This window comes from Massilia sp. CT11-137 (assembly GCF_047302885.1).
GTDB classification, from domain to species: Bacteria; Pseudomonadota; Gammaproteobacteria; order Burkholderiales; family Burkholderiaceae_D; genus Telluria; species Telluria orientalis.
Window position 1 is genome coordinate 3,686,965 of sequence record NZ_JBKYMP010000001.1, and the last position, 25,648, is coordinate 3,712,612.

Annotated in this window: 20 protein-coding genes; 15 read left to right on the top strand and 5 right to left on the bottom strand. The window is 68.6% G+C overall.

Annotated elements, in window-relative coordinates; translation table 11 throughout:
* Window positions 1–115 precede the first annotated feature (115 nt).
* Window positions 116–619, bottom strand: a complete 504-nt coding sequence (locus ACEN98_RS16550; RefSeq protein WP_413385889.1) for a MarR family winged helix-turn-helix transcriptional regulator — start codon at window positions 617–619, stop codon at window positions 116–118.
* 127 nt (window positions 620–746) lie between these two features.
* On the opposite strand from ACEN98_RS16550, the gene ACEN98_RS16555 reads away from it, so the two are divergent.
* The 3 genes from ACEN98_RS16555 (at window position 747) to ACEN98_RS16565 (ending at window position 3,302) form a co-directional block, all read left to right on the top strand.
* A complete protein-coding gene (locus ACEN98_RS16555; RefSeq protein WP_413385890.1) occupies window positions 747–1,778 on the top strand; it encodes a Rieske 2Fe-2S domain-containing protein in 1,032 nt (343 codons plus the stop codon).
* Complete coding sequence (locus ACEN98_RS16560) at window positions 1,775–2,722, top strand: PDR/VanB family oxidoreductase (RefSeq protein ID WP_413385891.1); 948 nt, start codon at window positions 1,775–1,777, stop codon at window positions 2,720–2,722. Before ACEN98_RS16555 ends, ACEN98_RS16560 begins: the two co-directional genes overlap by 4 nt.
* A 76-nt stretch (window positions 2,723–2,798) precedes the next feature.
* A complete protein-coding gene (locus tag ACEN98_RS16565) occupies window positions 2,799–3,302 on the top strand; it encodes a MarR family winged helix-turn-helix transcriptional regulator (protein WP_413385892.1) in 504 nt (167 codons plus the stop codon).
* 21 nt (window positions 3,303–3,323) lie between these two features.
* Here ACEN98_RS16565 and ACEN98_RS16570 read toward each other — a convergent pair whose 3' ends face one another.
* On the bottom strand, window positions 3,324–4,883 hold the full coding sequence (locus ACEN98_RS16570) for an acyl CoA:acetate/3-ketoacid CoA transferase (protein ID WP_413385893.1): 1,560 nt from the start codon (window positions 4,881–4,883) through the stop codon (window positions 3,324–3,326).
* Between the two features lie 127 nt (window positions 4,884–5,010).
* Here ACEN98_RS16570 and ACEN98_RS16575 point away from each other — a divergent pair, with 127 nt between their 5' ends.
* Genes ACEN98_RS16575 through ACEN98_RS16590 form a run of 4 tightly spaced genes read left to right on the top strand, consistent with a single transcriptional unit; the run spans window position 5,011 to window position 9,700 of the window.
* Window positions 5,011–5,799: a crotonase/enoyl-CoA hydratase family protein gene (locus ACEN98_RS16575; RefSeq protein ID WP_413385894.1), complete on the top strand. Its 789-nt coding sequence runs from the start codon at window positions 5,011–5,013 to the stop codon at window positions 5,797–5,799.
* Window positions 5,800–5,827: 28 nt separating this feature from the next.
* Window positions 5,828–7,684, top strand: a complete 1,857-nt coding sequence (locus ACEN98_RS16580; protein WP_413385895.1) for a feruloyl-CoA synthase — start codon at window positions 5,828–5,830, stop codon at window positions 7,682–7,684.
* A complete protein-coding gene (locus ACEN98_RS16585) occupies window positions 7,681–8,925 on the top strand; it encodes a thiolase family protein (protein ID WP_413385896.1) in 1,245 nt (414 codons plus the stop codon). Before ACEN98_RS16580 ends, ACEN98_RS16585 begins: the two co-directional genes overlap by 4 nt.
* Before the next feature lie 10 nt (window positions 8,926–8,935).
* Window positions 8,936–9,700 (top strand): SDR family NAD(P)-dependent oxidoreductase, encoded by a 765-nt coding sequence (locus ACEN98_RS16590; protein ID WP_413385897.1) that lies wholly within the window; start codon window positions 8,936–8,938, stop codon window positions 9,698–9,700.
* Here ACEN98_RS16590 and ACEN98_RS16595 read toward each other — a convergent pair.
* Window positions 9,648–10,610, bottom strand: coding sequence for a LysR family transcriptional regulator (locus tag ACEN98_RS16595; protein ID WP_413385898.1), 963 nt, complete (start codon window positions 10,608–10,610; stop codon window positions 9,648–9,650). The two genes, ACEN98_RS16590 and ACEN98_RS16595, sit on opposite strands and share 53 nt — an antisense overlap.
* A gap of 143 nt (window positions 10,611–10,753) precedes the next feature.
* Here ACEN98_RS16595 and ACEN98_RS16600 point away from each other — a divergent pair, with 143 nt between their 5' ends.
* The 8 genes from ACEN98_RS16600 to ACEN98_RS16635 all read left to right on the top strand — a co-directional run bounded on the left by ACEN98_RS16600 (window position 10,754) and on the right by ACEN98_RS16635 (window position 22,793).
* Complete coding sequence (locus tag ACEN98_RS16600) at window positions 10,754–12,472, top strand: CocE/NonD family hydrolase (protein WP_413385899.1); 1,719 nt, start codon at window positions 10,754–10,756, stop codon at window positions 12,470–12,472.
* Window positions 12,469–13,623 carry a CapA family protein gene (locus ACEN98_RS16605; RefSeq protein WP_413385900.1) on the top strand — a complete coding sequence of 385 codons (1,155 nt, stop codon included), beginning with the start codon at window positions 12,469–12,471 and terminating at the stop codon, window positions 13,621–13,623. Before ACEN98_RS16600 ends, ACEN98_RS16605 begins: the two co-directional genes overlap by 4 nt.
* Window positions 13,620–14,711 carry a 2-hydroxyacyl-CoA dehydratase gene (locus tag ACEN98_RS16610; RefSeq protein ID WP_413385901.1) on the top strand — a complete coding sequence of 364 codons (1,092 nt, stop codon included), beginning with the start codon at window positions 13,620–13,622 and terminating at the stop codon, window positions 14,709–14,711. The genes ACEN98_RS16605 and ACEN98_RS16610 overlap by 4 nt, the downstream gene beginning before the upstream one ends.
* Complete coding sequence (locus ACEN98_RS16615) at window positions 14,708–16,018, top strand: 2-hydroxyacyl-CoA dehydratase (RefSeq protein ID WP_413385902.1); 1,311 nt, start codon at window positions 14,708–14,710, stop codon at window positions 16,016–16,018. The genes ACEN98_RS16610 and ACEN98_RS16615 overlap by 4 nt, the downstream gene beginning before the upstream one ends.
* Window positions 16,015–17,265 (top strand): CaiB/BaiF CoA transferase family protein, encoded by a 1,251-nt coding sequence (locus ACEN98_RS16620; protein WP_413385903.1) that lies wholly within the window; start codon window positions 16,015–16,017, stop codon window positions 17,263–17,265. Before ACEN98_RS16615 ends, ACEN98_RS16620 begins: the two co-directional genes overlap by 4 nt.
* A 25-nt stretch (window positions 17,266–17,290) precedes the next feature.
* Window positions 17,291–18,538 (top strand): MFS transporter, encoded by a 1,248-nt coding sequence (locus tag ACEN98_RS16625; protein ID WP_413385904.1) that lies wholly within the window; start codon window positions 17,291–17,293, stop codon window positions 18,536–18,538.
* Complete coding sequence (locus tag ACEN98_RS16630) at window positions 18,535–19,914, top strand: hypothetical protein (RefSeq protein WP_413385905.1); 1,380 nt, start codon at window positions 18,535–18,537, stop codon at window positions 19,912–19,914. The genes ACEN98_RS16625 and ACEN98_RS16630 overlap by 4 nt, the downstream gene beginning before the upstream one ends.
* 197 nt (window positions 19,915–20,111) lie before the next feature.
* A complete protein-coding gene (locus ACEN98_RS16635; protein WP_413385906.1) occupies window positions 20,112–22,793 on the top strand; it encodes a TonB-dependent receptor plug domain-containing protein in 2,682 nt (893 codons plus the stop codon).
* 54 nt (window positions 22,794–22,847) lie between these two features.
* Here the strand turns inward: ACEN98_RS16635 and ACEN98_RS16640 are convergent, their stop codons facing one another.
* Together ACEN98_RS16640 and zwf are read right to left on the bottom strand one after the other, a co-directional pair.
* A complete protein-coding gene (locus ACEN98_RS16640; RefSeq protein ID WP_413385907.1) occupies window positions 22,848–23,957 on the bottom strand; it encodes an alpha/beta fold hydrolase in 1,110 nt (369 codons plus the stop codon).
* Window positions 23,958–24,144: 187 nt separating this feature from the next.
* Window positions 24,145–25,614 carry a glucose-6-phosphate dehydrogenase gene (gene zwf, locus ACEN98_RS16645; protein WP_413385908.1) on the bottom strand — a complete coding sequence of 490 codons (1,470 nt, stop codon included), beginning with the start codon at window positions 25,612–25,614 and terminating at the stop codon, window positions 24,145–24,147.
* Window positions 25,615–25,648 lie beyond the last annotated feature (34 nt).

Consider the following 25,648-nt stretch of genomic DNA (forward strand, 5'->3'; position numbering starts at 1 on the left):
AGTTATGAAATATACTAATTTCATTCTATAACTAAAAATCGGGGGTTGTAAAGTTGGTTACGGCGCGGTCCGCGGACGGGTGCGCCGGTGCTCGAAGTGATGGAAGTGCCGGTCCTTACACGTCGTCGGAGGCGGTGGGCAGTGCCAGGGGCGCGCGGCTTTGTTCGTTGTTGCCGTTGACGAGTTTGGCCAGCAGGTGCATGAACACGTCCTGTTCGCGCGCGCTCAGGGGCGCCAGCATCCGGTCGCGCAGGCGCTGGGCGCCCGGCTCCAGCGCGGCCAGCAGGCGCGCGCCGGCGGGCGTGATCGTCAGGGCGCGCTGGCGCCGGTTGTGCGGAATCACCTTGCGTTCCAGCAGCCCCTTTTCTTCGAGCCTGGCGCAGACGGTGGCACCGGTCGAGGTGTCGATGGCGGCGAGGCCCGCCAGCGAGACCTGGTCGATGCCGGGATGATCGGCCAGCCGGCTCAGGATCGCATACTGGACCGGCGTCAGTTCGCCGCCCATTTCGTCATGGAAGAGGGACACCGAAATCTGCTGGGCGCGGCGCAGCAAATGGCCGGGGTGCTGGTACAGGTCGAGCGACGATCCGTGATCGTCGGGCACGCGTTTGCTTGGCATGTTGAGGGCCGCTTCTGGTGCGGCGCACCATCGAAATAATCCGGATCACCAGTTTACTTCGGCATCGATGCGCGCGATACTTTTTAAAACATTCAGTGTACTGAATATCAAACGACAAGGAGACGAGATGTTCCCCAGGAATGCGTGGTACGTGGCGTGCACGCCCGACGAGATCGACGGCAAGCCTCTCGGTCGCCAGATCTGCGGCGAAAAGATGGTGTTTTACCGGGGCGAGGGCGGCAAGGTCGCCGCGGTCGAGGATTTCTGCCCGCACCGGGGCGCGCCGCTGTCGCTGGGCTTCCTGCGCGATGGCCACCTGGTATGCGGCTACCACGGCCTGCAGATGGGCTGCGACGGCAAGGCGGTGAGCATGCCGGGCCAACGCGTGCGCGGGTTTCCCTGCATCCGCAGCTATGCGGTCGAGGAGCGCTACGGCTTCATCTGGGTCTGGCCGGGCGACAGGGCGCTGGCCGATCCGGCCGCGATCCACCATCTCGAGTGGGCGGACAATCCGGAATGGGCCTACGGCGGCGGGCTGTATCACATCGGCTGCGATTACCGCCTGATGATCGATAACCTGATGGACCTGACGCACGAGACCTACGTGCACGCGTCCAGCATCGGCCAGAAGGAAATCGACGAGGCGCCCGTCACGACGAAGGTCGACGGCGAACAGGTGGTGACGAGCCGCTTCATGGAGAACATCATGCCGCCCCCGTTCTGGCAGGCCGCGCTGCGCGGCAACGGCCTCGCGGACGACGTGCCGGTCGACCGCTGGCAGATCTGCCGCTTCAATGCGCCGAGCCACGTGATGATCGAGGTGGGCGTCGCCCATGCCGGCAAGGGCGGCTATCACGCCGACCCGGCGCACAAGGCGTCGTCCATCGTGGTCGACTTCATCACGCCGGAAACGGAGACGTCGCACTGGTATTTCTGGGGCATGGCGCGTAATTTCAGGCCGGGGGACGAGGCGCTGACCGAGACCATTCGCGCAGGACAGGGCAAGATCTTCAGCGAAGACCGCGCCATGCTCGAACTCCAGCAGCAGAATATCCTGCGCCATCCGGAGCGCAAGCTCCTGATGCTCAACATCGACGCCGGCGGCGTGCAGTCGCGCCGCATCATCGACGCCTGGCTGGCACGGGAGGCGGTAGCATGAGTGACCTCCAGGTACGCGTCGCAAGAAAAAACCGGGAAGCCGCGGCCATCTACAGCTACGAACTCGTGCCGATCGATGGTGCCGCGCTGCCAGGGTTCACGGCCGGTGCGCACATCGACGTCCATCTGCCGAACGGCCTCGTGCGCCAGTACTCGCTGTGCAACGCGCCCGGCGAGACGCATCGCTACCTCATCGCCGTGCTGCGCGATGCGGATTCGCGCGGCGGCTCGCAGTCCCTGCATGACGACGTCGACGAAGGCACGCTGCTGACGATCAGCGCGCCGAAGAACCATTTTCCGCTGGTCGAGGCAGAGCGCACGCTGCTGCTGGCGGGCGGCATCGGCGTCACGCCGATCCTGGCGATGGCCGAAACGCTGGCGGGCGAGCGGGCGCCGTTCGAACTGCACTATTGCGTGCGCGCGCCGGAACGCGCCGCCTTCCTGGAGCGCATGCGCAGCGCCGGATTCGCCGGGCAGGTCCATGTTCACTACGACGCCGACCAGGCGCTCGACCTGGCCACGCTGCTGGCAGCGCCGGAACCCGGCACGCATCTTTACGTTTGCGGCCCGCAGGGCTTCATCGACCACGTGTTGGGTAGCGCACGTGCCCTCGGCTGGCCCGCGGCGCAGCTGCACGTCGAGTATTTCGGCGCGGCCGCCGTCGACACGGACGGCGACCGGACGTTCGACGTGCGGCTCGCATCGAGCGGCCGGGTCGTGACGATCCCCGCGGGCCGGACGGTGCTGAAGGTGCTGGCCGAGCAGGGCGTGGACATCCCGTATTCATGCGAGGAGGGTGTGTGCGGCACCTGCCTGACGCGGGTGCTGGACGGCGTGCCGGACCACCGCGACCTGTACCTGACCGACGGGGAGCGCGCGGCCAACGACCAGTTCACGCCTTGCTGTTCGCGCGCCCGGACCCCGCTGCTCGTGCTGGACCTCTAGCGTCCACCCGGCCACGGCGTTTATTGTGCGATGCATTTTTACTTTATAATGATTTTCTTTTGCAACGTTCATGCCGATGGCCACTCGCCAAAACGCCAAACTCGTCACCGCCGTCCAGGAAGCCGCGGGACAGCCGCTCGACCAGAGCCTCCTTCTGAGCCTGGTCGGCTATAACTGCCGCCGCGCCTATCTGACCATCGTTCCGCATTTCGAGGAACGGATGAAGAAGTTCAACCTGCGCGCGGTCGATTTTTCCGTCCTGAGCCTGCTGCACGCGAATCCGAACATCACCCAGAAGCGCCTGTCGAAGGCCGTGAACGTGTCGCCGCCGAACCTGGCGATCCTGCTGGACAAGCTGGAAGAGCGCGGCCTGCTGGTCCGCCAGCGCAATCCGCTGGACAAGCGTTCACAGACCCTGGTACTGACACCGGAAGGCACGCGGCTGTGCGCCAAGGCCGAGAAGACGGTGTCGGAACTGGAGCTGGAAGCGACCGCCATGCTGACCGACGCCGAGCGCGCCGAGCTGGTCAAGCTGCTGCAAAAGATCTTCCTGCACGACGAGGACGACGCGCAGGCCTGAGCCCGCGCGTTTTTTGCGCGTTCAGCGCGCGGCGAGTGCCTGCGCCAGGCCGCCCCACACCGGCATGAACAGGCGCGCGTCCATCGTGCCCACGTCGCGCACGATCGGCGCAAAGCCCATGTGCGCCAGCACGTCCCGCTCGAGATCGACCCCGGGCGCGATTTCCGTCAGTTCCAGTCCGTCCGCCGTCAACTGGAACACGGCCCGTTCCGTCACGAACAGCACATCCTGGCCGCGCTGCGCGGCGTCATGGCCGTTGAACGTGATCTGCTCGACCTGCTCGATGAACTTGCGCGAGCGGCCTTCCTGCACGATGCGCAGGCGGCCGTCTTCCACCGCCACGTCCAGCCCGCCCGCCGTGAAGGCCCCGCAGAAGACCAGCTTGCGCGTCGAGCGCGTGATGTTGATGAAACCCCCGCAACCCACCGGCCGGCCGTTGAACATGCTGACGTTGACGTTGCCGTGGACATCGGTCTGGGCGAGGCCGAGGAAGCTGGCATCGAGGCCGCCGCCGTCGTAGAAATCGAACTGCGCCGACTGGTCGATGATGGATTCGGCATTGTAGGCGAGGGCGAAATCGCCGCCCTGGGCGGGAATGCCGCCGTTGACCCCGCTCTCGATGCTGAGGGTGAGCAGGTCCGACACGCCTTCCTCCGCCGCGATGGACGGAATGCCGGCCGGGATGCCGATGCCGAGATTCGTGATCGCGCCGGGCGTCAGTTCCAGCGCAGCGCGGCGCGCGATCACCTTGCGTTCGTCGAGCGGCATCGGCACCAGCGAGCGCACGGGCACGCGCACGTCGCCGCACAGCGCCGGACTGAACACGGTGCTGATCGACTGCATGTGTGATTCCGGCTTGGCCGTCACGACGTAATCGATCAGGTAGCCCGGCACTTTCACCCGCTTCGGATGCAGGCTGCCTTCCTGCACCACCTGTTCCACCTGCGCGATCACGATGCCGCCGCAGGCCCGGGCCGCCTGGGCGATCTGCAGCTGCTCCAGGTGCACGCCTTCCTTGTCCAGCGTGAGGTTGCCCTTTTCGTCCGCGACGGTGCCGCGGATGATCGCCACGTCGATCCGCGGGCAGGGGTAGTGCAGCCATTCCTCGCCGGCGAATTCGGTCAGGCGCACCAGGTCCTCGGCCGCACTGGGATTCAGCTTGCCGCCCTGCTGGCGCGGGTCGACGAAGGTGCCGAGCCCCACCTTGGTCAGCAGGCCCGGCGTGCGCGCCGCCATGTGCCGCGTCAGGTGCGACAGCGAGCCTTGCGGGAAGTTATAGGCCTCCACTTCGTTCGCAAAGATCATCCCCATCAATTCCTTGCCGGTCTGGCCGAAGTGGCCCGCCACCGTGCGCCGGATCATGCCCTTGTGGGCGAAATGCACCATGCCGCCGGTGCCGCCGTTGCCGATCGCGCCGCAGGCCCAGGTGGTGAGGTTGCGCGGATGGCCCTCGGCCAGGAAGCGCCGCTCGAGCGCGATCAGGACTTCTTCGGCCAGTCCCATCATGGCCAGTCCGCCCAGGAAGATGGTGGATTCGTCGCGAACCAGGGCGGCGGCGCCGTCGGCGCTGATGACTTGCATGGCTGTCTCCATATAGAGTTTCGATGTAATGGTTATCGATCATAAACAATTTGCTTGCAGGCTGCAATAAATTCGTTATAGGATATAACCATTACGACTCAACAGATTCATTTGGAAAGCCAGGACAATGAGCCAGAAACCGGATACCCCATTGCTAAGCATCGAAACGGTCGGCGCCGTGGCAAAGATCACGCTGTGCCGTTCGGCCAAGCGCAACGCACTCAGCGACGACCTGGTGCGCGAGCTGCGGCTGTGCTTCGAATCCCTCCCGGACACCGTCCGCGCCGCCGTGCTGCTGGGCGACGGCCCGGCGTTCTGCGCGGGGCTGGACCTGTCCGAGGTCCGTGAAAACAATACGACGCAGGCCGTGTTCCACTCCCGCATGTGGCATGCGGCGTTCGAGGCCATCGGCTTCGGCCGCGTGCCCGTGGTCGCGCTGCTGCACGGCGCCGTCGTGGGCGGCGGCCTGGAACTGGCCAGCGCGTGCCACGTGCGGGTCGCGGAATCCTCCGCGTTCTACGCGCTGCCGGAAGGTTCACGCGGGCTGTTCGTCGGTGGCGGCGGCTCGGTGCGCATCGCGCGCCTGATCGGCGTGGCGCGCATGACGGACCTGATGCTCACCGGCCGCGTGCTGGACGCCGCCGAGGGTCATGCCGCCGGCATCAGCCACTACCTCGTCGAGCCGGGCGAGGGCCTGGCCAAGGCGATGGCGCTGGCCGAGAAAATCGCCGGCAATTCGCCGATGACCAATTACGGCGTGATGCACGTGCTGCCGCGCATTGCCGACCAGTCGATCCAGGATGGCCTGATGACGGAAGCGCTGATGGCGTCGGTCGCGGCCAGCGACCCGGAAACGCGCCAGCGCCTGGCCGCCTTCCTCGATGCCAAGACCAACAAGGTCCGCCAGACCGGCTGATCCGACAACCCATCCACAAGGAGACATCATGGCGAACCAGGCTCGCTACCGCCCGGTGCATTTCGCCCGGGCCGCGGTGGAAGTGCGGGAAACGCCGGACGCGGTCTATGTCCGTGCGCGCGCACCGCTGCAGGCGTATGCGGCACGCACCACCGATCGTCTGCTGCACTGGGCGGAGACGGCGCCCGACCGCAGCTACATGGCGCGCAAGGAGGCCGGCGCCTGGCGCCACCTGAGCTACCGCGCAGCTTGCGACAGTGCCCGCGCGCTCGGCGAAGCCCTGCTGCAGCGGGGGCTGTCGGCCGAGCGCCCGGTGCTGGTCCTGTCCGGGAACGACCTGGAACACGCGCAGCTGGCACTCGCCTGCCAGTACGCCGGCGTGCCCTATGCGCCCGTGTCGCCGGCCTACTCGCTGCAGTCGCAGGACTTCGGCAAGCTGCGCCACGTGGTCGAGTTGCTGCGCCCCGGGCTCGTCTTCGCCTGCGACGGCAACGCCTACGCGGCGGCGATCCTGGCCGCGGTGCCGGCGGAGACGGAGCTGGTGCTCGTCCAGGGCGCCGTCCCCGGCCGCGCCGCGACGCCGTTCGCCAGCCTGCGCGCGACGCCGCCCACCGCGGCGGTGGACGCGGCCCGCGCGGCGACCGGACCCGACACGATCGTGAAATTCCTGTTCACGTCCGGCTCCACGCGGATGCCGAAGGCGGTCATCACCACGCAGCGCATGCTGTGCGCCAACCAGCAGATGCTGCTGCAGTGCTGGCCGTTCCTGGCCGAGGAGCCGCCCGTGCTGCTCGACTGGCTGCCCTGGAACCACACGTTCGGCGGCAGCAAGGACGTCAACCTGGTCCTGTTCAATGGCGGCACGCTGTACATCGACGACGGCAAGCCGACCCCGCAGCACATCGGCATCACGCTCGAGAACCTGCGCGACGTGGCGCCGACCATGTACTTCAACGTGCCCAAGGGCTGGGAAGAGGTCGCGCACGCACTGGCGCGCGACCCGGACCTGCGCAAGCGCTTCTACAGCCGCCTGAAACTGCAGTTCTATGCCGGCGCCGCGCTGTCGCAGCCGGTGTGGGACCAGCTGCACGCGAGCGCGGAACAGGAATGCGGCGAACGTATCGTCATGACGACGGGCCTGGGCATGACCGAGACGGCGCCGTGCGCGATGTTCGTGCTCGACAACGAGGCGCATGCGGGCGAGCTGGGCACGCCGTGTCCCGGCATGGAGGTCAAGCTGGTGCGGGAAGGGGACAAGCTGGAAGTGCGCTACCGCGGCCCGAACGTCACGCCCGGCTACTGGCGTGCGCCGGAGGAGAGCGCCGCCGCGTTCGACGAGGAAGGCTTCCTGCGTTCGGGCGATGCGGTCAAGTGGCGCGACCCGGCGCGGCCGGACCTGGGCCTGCTGTTCGACGGCCGCGTGGCCGAGGACTTCAAGCTGGCCACCGGCACCTGGGTCAGCGTGGGGCCCCTCCGGGAGCGTGCCATCCGGGCCGGTGCACCTTATTTGCAGGATGCCGTCGTCACGGGGCACGACCGCAACGAGCTGGGCCTGATGATCATCCCGCGCCTGCCGCTGTGCCGCGAACTCGCGGGCCTGCCGGAATCCGCACCGGTCGCCGACGTGCTGGCCGCGCCGCCCGTGCTGGCCTTCTTCCATCACCTGGTGCAGACGCTGCACGACGGCGGCAGCGGCAGCGCCACGCGCGTGCGGCGCGCCTGCCTCCTGCACGACGTGCCGAACATCGACCGCGGCGAAATCACGGACAAGGGATCGATCAACCAGCGCGCGGTGCTGACCCATCGCGCCGCGCTGGTGGAGGCCCTGTACGCCGGCACCGCGCCGTCCTTCATCCAACCCAACGATAGCGGGAAACCGACATGAGCCTTTACTCCGCCTACGACGATATCTGGATCCTCGACGGCGTGCGCACGCCCTTCGTGGATTATTGCACCGGCTTTTCGGCCGTCTCGCCGACCGATCTCGGCATCAAGGTGGCGCGCGCCGTGCTGGAACGCGCCGGCGTGAACCCGGCACAGGTCGGCTCCGTCCTGTCCGGGAACATGGCGCCCGGCGACTGCTTCCAATACATGATCGCGCGCCACATCGGCCTGTACGCCGGCGTGCCGCAGCAGGTCACGGCGCTGAACGTGCAGCGCATTTGCGGCACCGGTTTCGAGCTGTTCCGCCAGGCTGCGGACCAGATCAAGCTGGGCTACGCGGACACCGCGCTGGTCGTCGGCACCGAAAACATGACGCGTAACCCGATCGCGGCCTTCGGCCACCGCACCGGCTTCAGGCTGGGCGCGCCCGTCGAGTTCCAGGATTACATGTGGGAGGCCCTGATCGATCCGGCGCCCGGCATCACGATGCCGCAGACGGCGGAAAACCTCGCGGTGCGCTACGACGTCAAGCGCGAGGAAGTGGACGCCTACGCCTCGCGCAGTTTTTCTCGCGCGGTCGCCGCCCAGGCGCGCGGCTTTCACGGGGGCGAGATCGTCCCGGTCGTCAACGAGGCCTTCGACCTGGAAGGCTATGCGCGGCGCACCCTCCGCCTGACCGGCAAACAGAAGGAACTGACCATCGACACGCACGTCCGGCCATCGCCGGTCGAGGTGCTGGCGGGCCTGCGCCCGCTCTACCCGGGCGGCGTGCAGACCGCCGGTAACAGCGCGGCGCTGGTCGACGGCGCCGGTGCCGCCATCGTCGCCAGCGGGGAGGTCATGCGCGGCCGCAGCCGCCCGCCGCTGGCGCGCCTGCTGGCCTGCGGCGTCGCCGGCGTGCCGCCGGAGATCATGGGCATCGGCCCCGCGCCGGCGATCCGCCTGCTGCTGGAGCGGAGCGGCCTGCGCCTGGACCAGGTCGGGCTGTTCGAGATCAACGAGGCGCAGGGCGCGCAAGTGCTCGCGGTCGCGCGCGAGCTCGGGCTCGACGAGGAGCGCCTGAACGTGAACGGCGGCGCGATCGCGCTCGGGCACCCGCTCGCCGCCACCGGCATGCGCCTGACCATCACGCTCGCGCGCGCCCTGCGCGAGACCGGCCGCCGCTACGGCGTGGCGTCGGCCTGCATCGGCGGCGGGCAGGGCATCGCGCTGCTGCTCGAGAATCCGGATTCGGACAACTGAAGGAGAGACTATGCAACTGGCAGGACAGGCCGCCCTCGTGACGGGCGGCGCATCGGGCCTCGGCGCCCAGACCGTGCGCGAACTGGCGGCGCAGGGCGCCCGGGTGGCGATCCTCGACGTGAATATCGAGGCCGCGCGGGCGCTGGCGCGGGAGGTCGGCGGACTCGCGCTGCACTGCGACATCTGCGACAGCGCCAGCGTGGAAGCGGCCCTACGGGCGGCGGCCGACGCGCATGGCGGCGCGCGCATCCTGGTCAACTGCGCGGGCGTCGGCGGCGCGCGCCGCCTCGTCGGGCGCGACGGTAGCCCGATGCCGCTGGAGGACTTCAGCCGCATCGTCCAGGTCAACCTGATCGGCACGTTCAACGTCGTGCGCCTCGCCGCGGCCGCGATGGTCGGGACGGAACCGCTGGAAGACGGCGAGCGCGGGGTCATCATCCTGACCTCGTCGGTGGCCGCGTACGACGGCCAGGTGGGCCAGGAAGCCTACGCGGCGTCGAAAGGCGGCCTGACGTCGCTGACCCTGCCGCTGGCGCGCGACCTGGCGCAGTTCGGCGTGCGCGTCGTGACCATCGCCCCGGGCCTGTTCATGACGCCCTTGCTGTACAAGCTGCCGGAAGAGGTGCAGCAGTCGCTGGCCGCATCCATTCCCTTCCCGAAGCGGCTGGGCAAGGCGGAGGAATATGCGCGCCTCGCCGCCCACGTCGTCACGAATCTGTCGCTCAACGGCGAGGTGATCCGCCTCGACGGGGCGCTGCGTCTGCCGCCACGCTGAGCGCGGCACGGCGAAAACATTCGATCAGGTGCTCGACCGGGGCGGACAGCACCCGGTCGGCGCGCCGCACGATCACCAGCTCGCGCGCCAGCGGCATGCGGGCCGGCAGCGCCGCCAGGCCGGCCTGGAGCGCTTCCTCCCGGTGCAGCCGCGGCACCAGCGTCACGCCGAGGCCCGCGCCCACCAGCGCCAGCGCGGTGCGGATCTGCTCGACGACGAAGCGCGGACGCAAGGTCACGCCGGCCTGCAGCGCCGCGTGTTCCACGTCCCGCTGCAGCCGGCCCGTGCCGCCCAGGATCAGCGGGACGTCCGCCAGATCGCCCCAGCCGGCCGATTTGCGCGCCGCCAGCGCGCTGTCGGACCGGCACACCACCACGAACGGATCGTGCAGCAGCGATTCCGTCACCAGATCCCCTGGCTCGGTGGGCCGTGCGGCCACGCCGAAATCCACCACCCGGTCCTGCACCCAGGCCGCCGCCTTCGCGCTGGGGATGTCGTGCAGGCTGACCTGGAAGTCCGGATAGTCGCGGTAGAACAGTGTCAGCGCCTGCGCCGCCAGGCCGGACGCCACCGACGGCACGACCGCCAGCGAGGTGCTGCCGCGGTGCGTATTGGCGGCGTCGCCGATGCCGCGCATCGCATGCTCGAAATTGCGTACGAGGTCTTCCGCCACCACGGCGAGGCGTTCGCCCTGGACGGTCAGGCGCAGCGAGCGGCTGCTGCGGTCGAACAGGGACAGGCCCAGCTGCTGTTCGATCTTCGCCACAGTCGCCGACAGCGACGGCTGCGAGATCCCGAGCCGCCGGGCGGCCGCGGAAAAGCTCGCGCAACGGCTCGCCATCGCGAACACCTCCAGCTGGCGGATCGTCAGGTTCGTGCAGGCGCCGGTTTCCGCTTTACTATCGATCATATTTATGAATAAATGGGATAGATAAACAATACATAGAGTACACCTTAAGCCGCGTCGGAGGAACCTGGAAAAACATGCTTGCCTTTCGATGAGATTACTTATAAAGTATAAGCATTAAAAATCAAAAGCAGCAGGAGACAGCAATGCCACCAACGATGCGCCGCGCACTGCAGGGAATAGTCTGCGCGCTGGTATTGACGGCCGGGACGGCCGGCGCCGCCGGGTTCGGCGCGCCGCTGCCGCCCGCCGTCCACGAGGTCGAGCGCAGCTCGTTCTACATCCCGATGTCGGACGGCACCCGCCTGGCCGCCGACGTGTACCGGCCGAAGACGCCGGGGCGCTACCCGGTCATCCTGCACGCCAGCGCGGCGCGCAGCCGCCCGTCCGAGACGGACGACCGTTCGGGCGCGGGCGGGTTTTCCACGCAGATGATCAACCTGGCCCGCTACGGCTACGTGTTCGTGGTCGTCGAGCGGCGCGGCCTGGGCGCCTCGTTCGGCACGCGGCGCGGCTACCACGACCGCACCGAGGCGCGCGACGCCTACGACCTGACCGCCTGGGCCGCCACCCAACCCTGGTCGCAGGGCGCGGTCGGCGTGTTCGGCTGCTCCAACACGGGCGACGCCGCGATGCACTTCCTGACCACGAAGACCCACCCGGCCCTGAAGGCGGTGTTTGCGGGCTGCTTCAACTGGGACAAATACAGCGGCGGGCGGCGCGGCGGCGTGCTGGCCAACTGGGGGACCGGTCCGCAGTCCAGCGTCGAGCAGGACCTGCGCACCGCGATCCCGGTCGACGGCGACGCCACGCGCACCCTGCTGCACGAGGCGGTGCGGGATCATGCGCGCAACACGCCGCTGCTGGACCTGTGGTCGGGCATGCCGAACCGCGACGACGTCTCGCCACTGACCGGCACGCCGTTCTGGGAAGAGGGCAGTATCGCCACGTACGGCGACGCGGTGCGCAAATCCGGCGTGCCGGTCTATATCCAGGGCGGCTGGCGGGACGACTTCCGCGCCCAGGCGTTCATCGCGCTGGCCAACCTGACGCAGCCGGCGAAACTGATCGTCGGCGACTGGGGCCATTGCCACAGCAAGGACTTTTCGATGGCCGCCGAGGCGTTGCGCTGGTTCGACCACTGGCTCAAGGGCGCCGACAACGGCATCATGCAGGAGCCGCGCATCCATTACGAAACGGTGAACGCGGGGTGGCGCACGGCCGACGCGTGGCCCGTGCCCGCCAGCCATCCGGTGAAAGCGTTCCTCGGAGCGGGCAGCCTGGGCATGCGCGAACCTGAACCGGGCAAGCAGTCGTTCAAGGTCGACTACCAGCCCGTCTGCGCGCGCGGCACGGGCCTCGGTCCGACCTGTCCGCAGGACGACAAGGGCCTGACGTTCACGAGCGCGCCGCTGGCCGCCGACATGGAACTGACGGGCCACCCGGTCGCCGACCTGTGGCTGTCGTCCAGTGTGGAGGACGGTCCCGTGTTCGCCTACCTCGAGGACATCGCGCCCGACGGCGCCATCGCCATGGTCAGCGAAGGCCGGCTGCAGGCGCGCCACCGCAAGCTGGCGCCGGCGCCGTTCGCGCTGCCCGGCATCCCCTGGCACAGCTTCGCCAAGGCCGACCAGGAGAACCTGATGCCGGGACAGGCGGCCCGCTTCGTGTTCGACCTGCTGCCCGTGTCCTGGGTCTTCAAGGCCGGGCACCGCTACCGCCTGACCGTGACCGGCGCCGACCCGCGCGAAAAACTGCGCAAGACGTATGCGCCGGCGCCGACGTGGACCGTGTGGTTCGACCGCGCGCATCCGTCGCAGCTGGTGCTGCCCTTGGTGTCGTCGCCTTCGGGGGCGTCGTCATGAACGACCTTTCCCTGCTGATGGTCGGCGACCTGGTGCTGGACGAACCCGATCCGGACCGCTTCTTCGACAATGCGCGCGCCGTGCTGCGCGGCGCCGACCTCGTGGTCGGGCACGTGGAGACGCCGTACACGCTGCGCGGCAAGGAACAATCCGGCGACGTGCCGGCGGAAGCGGGCGATCCGGCCAAACTCGCGAGCCTCGCGCGGGCGGGCTTCCACGCGGCCAGCCTCGCCGGCAACCATATCTACGACCAGGGCGAAGAGGGCGTGGCCGACACCATCGCCGGCCTGTACGCGCACGAGATCGCGCCGTTCGGGGCCGGCGTGGATCTCGCGGGCGCACGGCTGCCCGCCATACTCGAGCGGGGCGGGCTGCGCTTCGGCTTCCTGGCCTATAACTGCGTCGGACCGCGCCTGTCGTGGGCCGGCCCGGACAAGGGCGGCTGCGCGTACGTCCAGGTGATCTCGCACTACGAACCGGAAGGCGCCAATCCGGGCGGTCCGCCGCAGGCATTCACGTTCCCGGTCCCGGCGACGCTGGACGCCATGCAGGCCGACATCGTGGCGCTGCGCCGGCAGGTCGACATCGTGGTGGTCTCGCTGCACAAGGGGCTCGTGCACACGCCGGCGCAGCTGGCGATGTACGAACGCCCGGTGGCGCGCGCCGCGATCGAGGCGGGTGCCGACATCGTCGTGGGCCACCATCCGCACATTGCGCGCGGCATCGAATTCTACAAGGGTAGGCCGATCTTCCATGGCCTCGGCAATTTCGTCACCGTGACGCGCGCACTGAACGTGGAAGGCAACGACCACCCGGCGCGCCTCGCGTGGGCCGAGCGGCGCCGCAAGCTGTTCGGTTTCGTGCCCGATCCGGGCATGCCGTGCTATCCGTTCCATCCGGAGTCGCGCAACACCATGATCGCGGATTGCCGCATCGGGCCGGACGGCCAGGTGAGCGCGGGCTTCCGGCCGTGCTGGATCGGCGACGACGGCGCGCCCCGTGTACTCGGCAACGAGGCGCAAGGGCAGGCGGTGGCCGCCTACCTGGCCGATATCGGCCGCGCGGCCGGCATGGACACGGTGTTCCGCTGGGAGGGCGAACGCGTCGTCGTCGCCCCGGGCGGCAAGGATCCGATGGGAGAGATGGCATGAGCGCGCCCGACATCCTGAAAAGCGCATGCGCCCAGCCGTTCGCCGCGGCGCATGCGGCAAAGGGGCAGGGGAGACGCGTCGTCGCGTACCTCGGCACCTCCGTCCCGGTGGAATTGATCCGCGCCGGCGGCGCGTTCGCGTTCCAGCTGGCCGGCGATCCGTCGCTGCCGGCGCCGTTGTCCGACCTGTACCTGGACGACGAATACGACGGCGAGATCCGTTCGCTGTTCGACCGGATCGGCGGGGGCGGCTGCAACGTGGCCGACCTGGTCGTGATCCCGCGCGCGTCGAACGGCCTGCTGTACCTGTATTACAGCCTGCTCGAACTGCGCCGGCTGGAGCCGCAACGGCGCTTTCCCGAGCTGCTGCTGTACGACGTGCTGAACACGCCGAACTGGGCGACGGCGCGCTACGTGCTGGACCGCACCCGCGCGCTGCATGCGCGGCTGGGCGGTTCGGTCGACGACGTGCGCGCCGCGATCGCCCTCGGCAACGAACAGCGGCGCGCGCTGCACGCGCTGAACGCGCGCCGGCGCGCCGGTCGACTGCGCGGCAGCACGTGGTGGACTGCGTTGCGCGCAGCGCGCGTGATGGAACCGCAGGCCTGGCTCGATGCGGTGCGCGCGCTCGGCGACGAGGCGGCACCGGCGCGGCGCCTGCTGCTGAAGGGCCATGGCCAGGACACGCCGGCCCTGTACGCGCTGGCGGAGTCGCTCGGCGCGAACATCGTGGCCGACGACCACCTCGGCGGCGAGCGCACCGTGCAATGGCTCGTCGACGAGACGGCGGAACCGCTGGCCGCGCTGGCCGGACACTATCAGTCGCGCGTGCCCACCATCCGCTCGTATCCCCAGGCGGCGGAGGATGCCGCGTGGCTGGCGCTGCTGGCCGAGAGCGGGACGCAGGGCGTGCTGTTCTACCACGAGGAATTCGACGACACGTTCGGCTGGGACACGCCGTGCCAGGTCGACCGTCTCGCCGCGCTCGGCCTGCCGCACGCGCTGCTGGCGCGCCAGTCCTACCACGCGCCGGACCGGGACGCGCAGCGCGCCGTCCTGGCCGGCCTGATCGAAAGCATACGCCCATGAGCCGTCCCGTCCCCACCCGCCTCGCGTCGACGCTGGCGGCCAACGCACACCAGAAGGAAGAATTTCAGGCGTTCCGCCGCCGCGTGCTCGAAGACGGCGAACCGTACGTCATCTCGGACGCGGTGGCGCCGGCCGAGATCCTGCATGCGATGGACATCCACGTGACGCCCGTCGTCTGGTACTCGGCCATCATCGCGGCCAAGCAGCTGTCGCCGTATTACTTCGAGCAGATGGATGCGCGCGGTTTCCACGACCGCCTGCCGCGCTATACGAGCCTGCCGCTGATGAGCACCCTGGACGGCGATCCGGAGCGGGCGCCGTACGGCGGCCTGCCGAAGCCGATGATGATCCTGTCCCGCTTTCGCGACGACTACGGCCAGCGCATCGGCGAACTGTGGTCGCGTGCCTACGGCGGCGTGCCCGTGTTCGGCCTGGACGCCAGCTCCAGCACGGCGCTGGGCCCGCGCTGGTGGGAGCGCGGCCTGCGCGACTGGGAAACCCTGTACGAGCCGCACCGCCTCGACTTCCAGGTCGAGCAGCTGGAAGGACTGATCCGGGCGGCCGAGACGCTGTCCGGCCGCAGCTTCGAACCGCTCGAGTTCATGCGCCAGATGCACCGCATTAACGAGGCGGGCGAGATCGTGGCCGACATCCGCGACATGCTGGCCCGTGCGCGTCCGCTGCCGGTGCCGCTGACGGAGCAGCTGGCCAACGTGATGGCGCCGACGTGGGACCGGGGCAGCGCCTGGTCCGTGTCCCACCTGAAGGCGTTCCGCGACGAACTGCGCACGCTGATCGCGCAGGGCGCGGCGGCGTGCCCGGACGAGCGCCTGCGCCTGCTCTGGGTCGGCAACGGCCTGTGGTTCAACACGGGCTTCTACCGCGCGTTCGAGGAAAAGTACGGCGCCGTGTTCGTGTGGACGATGTACTCGAACTTCCTGTCGGACGGCTATCGCCGCTATTTCCGCGACGACCCGGCGCACGCGCTGCGCGCGCTGGCCTCGCGCCACATCAGCATGAACGAGCAGCTGCACGTGCCGCCGTGGATGGGCGACTGGATCGTCGAACAGGCGCGCGCCTACGGGGCCGACGGCGCCGTGATGCTGGTGCCGAAGCACGACCGCATGGGCTCCCTCGGCTCGCGCCTGACGAAAGTCGCGCTCGAACGGGCCGGCATCCCGGTCGTGGAGCTGCACGCCAACATGGTCGACGCCCGGATGTGGGACGACGCGGCCATGCGGAAGAAGGTTGAAGATTTCATAGAGCAGCGCCTGTTGCGCGGTTCGACAACAACGGAGACAGCATGAGCGAAGACACGACGCTCCCCCGCCCGCTCGAGGGCATCACGATCCTGGACCTGACGACCGCGCTGGCGGGGCCGTACGCGACCCTGATCCTGGCCGGCCTCGGCGCCCGCGTGATCAAGGTGGAGAACCCGCGCAATCCGGATTCGGCGCGCACCAACTCGCCGTATCTGGGACGCGAAGGCCTGAAGGTCACGCGCGAGCACGACGACGACCTGTCGCTGGCGATGCTCGAGCGCGGCCGCAACAAGGAAGCGGTGACCCTCAACATGAAGCACCCCGAGGGCCGCGCGCTGTTCCTCGACCTGGTGAAACATGCGGATGCCGTGGTCGAGAACTACAGCGCCGGCGTGGCCGACCGCCTCGGCATCGGCTACCGGGCGTGCGCGGAAGTCAATCCGCGCATCGTGTTCACGTCGATCAGCGGCTTCGGCGCGAACGTGCAGCCGCGCCAGAACAAGGCCATGGACAACATCGTGCAGGCGATGAGCGGCATGATGCTGGCGTCGGGGAATCCGGGCGATCCGCCGGTCCGTACGGGCATCCCGTTCGGCGACCTGTCCGCGCCGTTGTTCGCGGCGATCGGCACGCTGGCCGCGCTGATGCAGGCGCGCGCCACGGGCCGGGGCCAGCACGTCGACGTGTCGCTGCTGGGTGCCCTGTCGTCGCTGGTTGCTGCCGAGCCGTTCGAGATCATGGCGAAACTCGGGCATCCGACCCGCGCCGGCAATTTCATGGCACGCCTCGCGCCGTTCGGCGTGTTCCCCACGTCCGACGGCTACATCGCGATCTGCGCGCCGAAGGACGATTTCGTGTCCGGCCTGTTCAGGGCGATGGACCGGCCCGACCTGATGCGGGATGCGCGCTTCGCCACCCGCGACGCACGCGTGCGCAACCACGTCGAGCTGCACGACATGGTGAGCGCGTTCACCCGCACCATGACGACCGACGCGGCGGCCGAACGGCTGACCGACTTCGACGTGCCGAACGGCCCCGTGCGCGAGCCGGCCGAGGCCTTGCGCGATCCTACGCTGCTGGCGCGCGGCGAGACGGCGAAGCTGCAGCATCCGGTCTATGGCGCGGTGGAGGACATCGTCGTCGGCGGCCTGCCGATCCGCATGTCGGGCGCGTTCACGGGATTCGACAAGCCGGCCGTGACGCTCGGCGCCAGCAATGGCGACGTGTACGGGCAGATGCTGGGCCTGGACCCGGAACGCATCGCCGCCCTGGCGCGCGATGGCGTGATCTGATGAATAAAAACGGAGGAGACACACCATGATGGCCGACGATACCGTACCCAGGCTCGCCCCGCAGGCGCGCTGGGTCGTGTTCTACCTTGCCGTCGTCTTCGCGATGATGACGATGCAGATGTCCAGCCTGGGCTTCGCGCCCCTGCTGCCCGCGATCCAGAAGGACTTCGCGATGAGTTTCAGCCAGGTCGGCACGTTTACCGGCGTGTACGGCCTGGTGGCCCTGGTCGTCAGCATCCCGGCCGGCATGCTGGCCAAGCACTACGGCGAAAAGCGCGTGATGTGCGCCGGTCTCGCCATCCTCGCCCTGGGTTTGCTCGGTCTGTCGCTGGCCGAAAACTTCGGCGAGGCGATCACCGCGCGCGCCGTGTGGATCTTCGGCTACCGCCTCGCTTTCGTCTGCGTGATGACGGCGATCGCGCTGACCGCGCCGGCGCATCTGAAGGGCAGGGCGATGGGCGTGCTGGGCGCCATGTCCTCGCTCGCGACGGTGCTCGGCGCGCCGTTCTGCGCGGAGATCGCCGTGAGCCTCGGCTGGCGCCACGCGATCATGGCGTTCGGCGGCATGGCGCTGCTCGGCCTCCTGGTGTTCGCGGGCTTTTACCGCCAGCGTCCCGAGGTGGTGCAGGCGGGGCGCGCCGCCCAGGGTGACCGCCAGGGCGCATTCTCGGCCTTCCGCATCCCCATCGTCTGGACGATTCCGCTGCTCGGCCTGTCGAACATGGGCGGTTTCGCCGCGACGTTCTTCCTGCCGGCCGCGCTGAAGGCGCAGTTCGGGATGGATGCGGCCGGATCGGCCCAGGTGATCAGCATCGCCTACATCTGCGCGATCGTCGTGAACCCGCTGTGCGGCTGGCTGTCCGACCGTTTGAACCGCTGGCTCGTCCTGGCCGGCATGATGGCGCTGAGCATCCCGGCCTCGCTCGCGATGATGTCGGATAACGTGCTGGTGTTCGAAGTCGCGGCGGCCACGCTGATCGCCTGCGGCCTCGCCACGACCAACCAGCTGTACCCGACAGTGGCGGAACTGATGCGGGGCCGCGACGTCGGCCCGCTGATGGGCATCACGGCGCTCGGCGGCGGCATCTTCGGCTACCTGGGCCCGCAGGCACTGGGCTGGCTGCGCGACTGGTCGGGCGGTTTCACGGCCGGCTGGTGGACGCTGGCCGGCGTGGCCGCCTTTTCCACCTGCCTGATGCTGTTCCTGAAAAACTACGCCGACCGCAACAATGCCCGCCTTGCGGCGCACGCGGCACGGGAGGTCACCGTATGAAGCGCATTCTCCTGGCAACCTGCGTGGCGCTGGCCTGCGCCGCCCACGCCGCCACGCCGCACACGAGTACCGAGGGCAAGCTGAAGGACGGCACGCCGTACCGCATCGACATGCCGCAGCACTGGAACGGCGCGGTGCTGATCGGCCTCGATTACGCGAGCCGGCCGCCCGGACCCGACGCCGACGCTCTGCTGGCGGAGGGCTATGCACTGGCCGGCACCACGCGCCAGGTCAGCGGCTGGGCCATCCACCGCGCCGCCGCCAACGCGGTCGAGACGCTCGACCTGGTCGAGGCCAGATATGGCAAGGCGGCGCTGCCGATCGAGTTCGGCCAGTCGCAGGGCGGCCACACGGCGGCCGTCTCGGTGCAGGCGTATCCGCAGCGCTGGCGCGGCGCGCTCGTCCAATGCGGCGGCCTGTCGGGGGCGATCGGCCAGTGGCAGGGCAAGCTCGATGGGCTGTTCGTCGCGAAGGCGCTGCTGGCGCCGGATTCCAGCCTGCCGGTGACCGGCATCCCCGACGACTGGCAGACGACCGCGCTGCCGGCATGGACCGCGATGCTCGCGGAAGCCGAGAAGACGCCCGCCGGCCGGGCGCGCATCGCCCTGGCGGCGCGCGTGGCGCAACTGCCGGAGTGGTCGATTCCCGCCAACGCGGAACCCGTGCCGGACGATCCGCAGGCACGGGCGCGCGGCCTCGCCGACAGCCTCGTGCGCGGCCTGGTGCGCCAGGCGCTCGGCAGCCGCAACCAGATCGAGAAGCTCGCCGGGGGGAACATCAGCGCCAACGCGGGCGTCGACTACGGCGCGCTGCTGGCGGCGGCCGACGGCGATGGCCTCGTGCGCGGGCTGTATCGCGACGCCGGCCTGTCGCTGGACGCCGACCTCGCCACGCTCGCGAAGACGCCGCGGCTGACGGCCGATCCGAAGGCGCTCGCGTATTTCGCGACGGGGACGTTCGACGGCGACATCGCCGTGCCGGTGCTGACCATGACCGGGATCGGCGACGCCATTTCGCCGACGGCGGCGCAGCAGGCCTACCAGGACGCGGTCGACCGGGCGGGAAAGGGCGAGCTTCTGCGGCAGACGTACACGCACAGCGCGGGCCATTGCGGCTTCACGCCGGCGGAGACAGTGGCGGGCGTGCATGCGCTGGTCACGCGCATCAAGAGCGGGCGCTGGCCGGATACGTCGGCGCCCGGCATGGCGGCGCTGGCGCGCGCGACCGGCCTAGGCGAGGCGCGCTTCATTCCGTACGCGCCACCGGCTTTCCTGCGTCCCTATACGGCCTGCACGCTGCAGGCTACCCTGAAGTCCGCAGGCCTGCAGCCGTTCGCGCTGCCGGGCCAGACCCTGCCGCATTGCGTGGCGCCCTGAGCGCCACCTCCTCGACGGCGCCGTCGGCTGTGCGCTGACGGCGCCGTCCTTTCATTCCCGATTTCCCGCGACACCCGGCGCACGCACGCGTACGCATACACATTCGCCGCGCAGAAATTTTGCGCCCCGGTGTTTACTTTTCCGACAAAATGGTTTTATAGTAGAACGAATATAAAACATAACTAAACGGAGACACCATGACTCGCTCGTACCGCAAGACCCGTCAGTTCCGCATGACCGCCGTCGCGTTCGCGACCTTCTGCCTGGCAGCAGGCATCCCGGAGGCCGCGCTCGCGCAAGCGACGCCGGCCGCCGCCGCACCCGAAAAGGTGCAGCAGATCGTCGTCACGGGCACCAGCATCCGCGGCGTCGGCGCCGTCGGTTCGCCGTCGCTGTCGATGAACCGCGAAGCCATCTCCGCCAGCGGCGCCAAGGACAGCAGCGAGATCGCCCGCCTGCTGCCCCAGGTGATCAACCTGGGCGCGGACGAGAGCCGCCTGGGCGGCGCGCAGGACGCGGCGGCCAACACCACGCGCACGTCCGGCATCAACCTGCGCGGCATCGGCAACGAGGCCACGCTGCTGCTGGTGAACGGGCGCCGCGTTGCGTCGAGCGGCGTGATCAAGTCGCTCGCGGATCCGAACCAGATCCCGGCGGCCGCGATCCAGCGCATGGAAGTGGTGCTGGACGGCGCGTCGGCGATCTACGGCTCGGACGCCGTGGCCGGTGTCGTGAACATCATCACGCGCAGCAACGTGGACGCGATCGAGACCATGCTGCGCTACGGCAGGGCGGATGGCATGAACCAGAAGATCTTCAGCCAGACGCTGGGCAAGACGTGGGACGCCGGCAGCGTGTTCGTCGCCTACGAGCACAACGATCGCAGCAGCCTGGCCGCGAACGCGCGGCCATTCTTCTCGAACGATCTGCGTCCGTACGGCGGCACCGACCAGCGCTCCACCCAGGCCGTGCCGGGCAACGTGCTGATCGGCCGGAACATTTATGCGATCCCGGCCGGCCAGAACGGCATCGGCCTGACGCCGTCGCAGCTGGTCCAGGGCAGCGGCAACCGCTACGATGCGGGCACGGTGGGCGATTTCCTGCCGAACCAGAAGCGCGACACGCTGTATGCCAACGCCTATCACAAGGTCAACGACCGGCTGGAAGTGTTCTACGAGGGCCTGTACTCGCAGCGCGACTACCGCCAGCGCACCGCGCCGCTGGGCGCCAATCTGAACGTGCCGGCCACCAGTCCGTACTATGTGCGCCCGGCGGGCGCGCCGGCCGGCACGGGCGAAACGGTGGCCTACCGCTTCCTGTTCGACGACCAGGACCTGAACATCGGCGGGCGCGAGAACAACAGCCAGAACGCGATCGGGCTGACCTACGACTTCGACAATGGCTGGGAGATCAACAGTTCCTACTCGTACGGGAAGAACGACGCCTGGGTCCACCGCAATGGCCTGATCAACACCGGCAACGTCGGCCGCGCCATCGCCGCCGGCACCATCAATCCGTTCAGCGCCCTGGCCGGCGCCAACCCGGGCTTCGCCGATTTCGCCGCGCACCGCGACCAGACCGCGACCAACAAGGACAGCACGTTGATGTTCAAGGTCGACGGCCCGATCGCCCGCCTGAGTGCCGGCAATGCCCGTCTCGCGGTGGGCAGCGAACTGCGCCACGTCAGCTTCGACCAGGGCCTGTGGCAGAACGTGACGACGCCGACGACGGCGCCGCGCCATTCGGAACTCCGGAACAGCCGCAGCGTGAAGTCGCTGTATTCCGAGCTGTACGTGCCGCTCGTCGGCGGTCCTACCGCCACGCCGTGGGTGAAGCGGCTCGAACTGTCGGTGGCCGGCCGCTACGAGCGCTATTCCGATTTCGGCAGCACCACCAATCCGAAGGTCGGCGTGACCTGGGCGGTGAACGACAAGGTCAGCTTCAATACCACCTACGGCACGTCGTTCCGCGCGCCGTCGCTGGTCGATAATCTCGGCTCCTATACGAACCTGTCGCTCACCAACATCTTCGTCCAGGACATCAGCGATCCGACCGCCCCGGGCGGCGTGCGCCACGGTATCTACGTCAATGGCGGCAATCCCGGCCTGAAGCCCGAGAAGGCGCGCACCTGGTCGTTCGGCGCCGACATCAAGCCGGTACGCGGCATGACCATCTCGGCCAGCTACTACAAGATCGACTACACGGACCGCATCGACACGATCCAGGCCAACAGCGCGCTGGCCAACGAGGCCTTGTACGCGAACTACATCATCCGCAATCCGTCCGCGACCCTCGTCAATTCCTATTTCGGCAGCCCGAACCTGCAAAGCCCGCCGGAGAATCCGGCCAATATCGGCGTCATCATCGACGGCCGGCGCAGCAATCTCGGCTCGCTCCGGCAGCACGGCATCGATCTCGACAGCCGCTACGTCATGAAGACCGGCTCGGGCGACTGGATGGTCGGCCTGAACGTGGCCAAGATCCTGAAACTGGAGCGCTCCAGCGTGCCCGGCCTGCCGTTCACGGACGTGCTCGACACGTTCGGCAATCCGGTCAGCCTGCGCATGCGCGCGTCGGCTGGCTGGAAATCCGGCGCCGTGTCCGCGAACATGTTCGCCAACTACATCGGCAGCTACACCAATACGGCGCTCGTGCCGAACACCGAGGTGCCGAGCATGACCACGTTCGACGCCACGTTGACCTATGCGGTCGACAAGGGCGTGGGCTACGGCTTCGGCGGCACCGTGCTGGCGTTGAGCGCTCAGAACCTGTTCGACCGCGCGCCGCCGGTGGTGCTGAACGGTACCAGCTCCTGGGACTCGCAGAACGCGTCGGCGATCGGACGGTTCGTGTCGATCTCGCTGACGAAGAGCTGGTGATTGGCCCGAAGGGCGTCCGGCCAGATGGGCTCGGGGAGCCCATCCTACGTGTCGTCAGGTCTTCGCGGCGTCCTTCCCGTCCAGCCAGTCGAAGATTTGGGGCCAGAGGCGCGCATGCGCGCTGCGCCCCACGAGCACGCCCACGTGCTGCAGGTTGACGCCCACGTCGCCCTCGTAGTGCAGCAGTTGCTTGCGGGGGCTGGCCGTTGCTTCGTGGAACGGCACCAGCGCATCGGGTGGAATCAGCTTGCTGCGCGGGTCGACGACGGACAGGAGCGGCGCCGTCAGGTCGCGCGGGCCGATCGTGCGGTTGCCGAGCGCGAGCTTGCCCTGCATGAAGGCATCGTGCCGGTACAGCGACTCGACGATCTCCGTGAACAGCCGGCCCGGCAGCGGGAACTCGTCGTGCGTCCAGCGTTCCACGCGCATGTGCGTGACGAGCGCCTGCGGGTCCGTCATCGACAGCATGCGGTCCGTCCAGCGCTCCCACTGGAATGCCTGCGGCTCGGCCATCGCGCTCATCATGTTGAGGAAGACGCCGGGCACCTGGCGGAACGTGTCCGCGATGGGGCGCGCGTGCGGCGTCGCGTCGATCAGGCGCGCGAAGCAGCTCGAGGCGGGCGTGAAGTGCAGCGGCGATTCGAGCAGGATCGTCGCGCGCACGGCCTCGGGGTGCAGGCAGCTGTGGATGGCGGCAAGGATGCCGCCCAGCGAGTGCCCCGCGACGACGACCTGGTCGGGCCCGCCGTCGGCCGCGATGGCCCGGCGGCAGGCGGCCAGCAGGTGGTCGCCGTAGTCGTCGAGGCCGAAGTGGTCGTGCGTGTCGGGCAGCGCCACCCATTCGGCCAGGTAGACGCGGTAGCCGCGCTCCAGGAAGCGCCGCACGACGCTGATGTCGGGCGCCAGGTCCCAGATGTAAGGGCGCTTGATGGGGGCCGGCACGATCAGCACGGCCGGGCCGCCGTTCGGGGCGATGTCGGCCGGGGCGCCGTAGCGGCGCACGTTCAGGCCGGGTTCCGTGTGCAGGACCGTCGACGGCGTCTGCTGCGGGCCGTAGCCCACCCGCTCCAGCATCTCGCCGCGCGCCTTGCGGCTGCGGTCCATGTTCTTGAGGGCCTGCGCACCGAGCGCGCCCATCGCGGTGTTCCAGTTGCTTGCCTGCATGGCGATTCGTCCGAGGTCAGAGTGGAAGACACCGCACTCTACGCCACCAATCCGCAGGCTCCAATCGCGTCAGACCGGAAAGTCACGCGCGTTTGCGGAGCGCTAAACTGGAAACGTGCACGATGCTAGTGGGCTATTGTGCACGATTAAAACAGAGGGCGGCGCACGGGCGCGCCGCCCGACGCTCCTACTCGACCCAGCTGTGGCCGTCGCGCGCGAGCAGTGCGAACGACTCCGCCGGACCCCACGAGCCGGCCGCGTACGGATGCGGCTTCTCGTCCAGGGTCTGCCAGCCTTCGATGATCGGATCGGCCCATTCCCACGCCGCTTCCAGCTCGTCGCGGCGCATGAAGTGGGTGAGGCGGCCGCGCACGACGTCGATCAGCAGGCGCTCGTACGCTTCCGCGCGGCGCTGCTGGAAGGCCGACTGCAGGTCGAGGTTCAGCGCGACCTGCTGCATCTCCATGCCGCTGCCGGGCTGCTTGGCCATGAGCTGCAGCTTGATCGCTTCTTCCGGCTGCAGTTCGATGACGAGGCGGTTGGCGATGGCGCCGGCGGTCTGCGGGAACAGGGGGAACGGCGGGTTCGCGAACTCGACGACGATCTTCGACGAGCGGCGCGCCATGCGCTTGCCGGTGCGCAGGTAGAACGGCACCTTGGACCAGCGCCACGTGTCGATGAAGGCGCGCAGGGCGACGAAGGTCTCCGTCTTGCTGTCCTGCGGGACGTTCTTTTCTTCGTGGTAGCCCGGCACTTCCTGGTTGCCGGAGACGCCGCGGATGTACTGGCCGCGGATGGTGTCGCGCGCGATGTCCGCCAGCGACAGGCGGCGCAGCGAGCGCAGCACCTTCAGCTTTTCGTCGCGCACGGCATCCGGCGACAGCGAGGTCGGCGGTTCCATCGCGACGATGCACAGCAGTTGCAGCAGGTGGTTCTGCACCATGTCGCGCATCGCGCCGGCGCCATCGTAGAAGCCGGCGCGGCTGCCGACGCCCACTTCCTCGGCCACGGTGATCTGCACGCTGGAAATGTTCGGCGCGCGCCACAGCGGTTCCAGGATCGAGTTACCGAAGCGCAGCACCATCAGGTTCTGCACGGTTTCCTTGCCCAGGTAGTGGTCGATGCGGTAGATCTGCGATTCTTCGAAGTGGCGGCCGACGTCTTCGTTGATGGCGATGGCCGAGGCCAGGTCCGTGCCCAGCGGCTTTTCCAGCACGACGCGGGCATTGGCGTCGACGAGGTTGCTGGCGGCGAGCTTGTCGCAGATGGTCGTGAACAGCGACGGCGCCGTCGACAGGTAGAACACGCGTTGGGCGCCGGCGCGCGAGGCTTGCGCGAGGGCCGAGAAGTCGGGCGCGGCCTGCACGTCCAGACGGACGTACTCGAGCAGTTTGAGGAAGCCGTCCCACGTCTTCTCGTTGAAGTTGCTGGCCGCGATGAACGAGCGCGAGTTCGCCTCGATATGGGCGAGGTAGGCTTCGCGGGTGAAGTCCTGGCGGCCGGTGGACAGGATGCGCGTCGTCGACGGCAGATTGCCGTGCAGGAAGGCCATGTACAGGGCCGGCAGCAGCTTGCGCATGGCAAGGTCGCCCATGCCGCCGAAGATGATCATGTCGAGGGGGAGGCCGTTGTCTGCTTCTGTCGAGTGGGTCTGCATGTTGTTCTGGATCTTGGAAGTTGAGGTGGTTGCC